2 protein-coding genes are annotated in these 1161 nt (G+C 63.0%); one reads left to right on the top strand and one right to left on the bottom strand.

What is annotated here, in order from left to right:
- On the top strand, positions 1-542 hold a 542-nt coding region (locus ABT116_RS48655), incomplete at its 5' end, for a CGNR zinc finger domain-containing protein (protein ID WP_351647977.1).
- On the opposite strand, the gene ABT116_RS48650 is transcribed toward ABT116_RS48655, so the two are convergent.
- Positions 539-1161, bottom strand: a 623-nt coding sequence (locus ABT116_RS48650; protein ID WP_351647975.1) for a TMEM175 family protein, incomplete at its 5' end; no start/stop codon positions are given. The genes ABT116_RS48655 and ABT116_RS48650 overlap by 4 nt on opposite strands.

Genomic DNA, 1161 nt, shown 5'->3' with positions numbered 1-1161 from the left:
TGTTTCGACTCGACAACGACACGCTCGCCTTCCGCTTCACCGCCACCCTCACCAACCGGAACGGCTCGAGGTTCGAACGACTCACGAGCCCGCAGCGACTCGAATTATGGTTACGCGCCAACGATCTGATGGGCGCCCCCGCAACCGCGACAGAAGACGACCTCCGCGGCGCGCAGGATTTACGTGAGGCCATTCATCGCATCGGAACCGCCGTATGCGAGAACCGCCGTGCCTCACGCACCGATGTCGGGATCGTCAACACCGCATCCGAACTCGGTGATGCCCACCTCGTCCTCGAGAGTGGCCGAGCCCTCTGGAAATCAGCCGGAGACAATCCGATCCGCGACGGTTTGTCGATAGTGGCCGCCGACGCAATCGCGGTACTCGGTGGACCCGACCGCGACCGCGTCAAAGCCTGCCAGGGCGACGGGTGCACCGGCCTCTACGTCGACACCAGTCGTGGCAACAACCGACGCTGGTGCTCGATGAACATCTGCGGAAACAAAGCCAAGAAATCCGCGATGACCGCTCGCGCCGACTAGCTCATCTCACCTTCACGGCCACTCCATTTCGCCGCCGCCCGATCCCACAGCTTCTCGATGGGCGTCGACAGCAGGAGAAGAAGCAGCGGGAAGTACGACGTCACCGGAACGAGCACACTGACGAGCAGTGCCACCACCATGATCAGGAAAGTGACGATTTCAGCGGTGAAATGCGGCTTCGCATTCTCTTCACTCAACGACGGGTTGCGAACCAGACCCCACGCGACCACCGCGAGGCACGCAGCACTGGCTGCCATTGTCCCGATGTAGAGAGCCCTGGTTCCGAGATCCTGCGACGGCGCCGCAACGAGCGCTGTCGGGAAGGGCAGGAACACGATGGTCATCACCCACAACCCCAGTCCGCGAACGACCACCTTGTCCCCGTCGATCACAAAACGAAGCAGTCGATGCTGCGACCACCAAAGACGGAAGATCACCAGAAAGCTCAGAGCGAACGAGTAGAACTGCGCAGCGTGATCGCCCAGCAGTTCCGACGTGGTGCCGTGGTGGTCGCTGGTCAACTCGACCAGCGGAAGCACCGCGGCCGCTGCCCTTGTTGCCGTGGCCCTCGAAGCCGCCGTCGTCCCCGCCGCCGTAGCCGCCGGGCAGGATCGGCGAG

The organism is Streptomyces sp. NPDC002130 (genome assembly GCF_040296465.1).
Taxonomy (GTDB): Bacteria; Actinomycetota; Actinomycetes; order Streptomycetales; family Streptomycetaceae; genus Streptomyces.
This window is presented reverse-complemented; position numbering and strand designations above follow the sequence as displayed.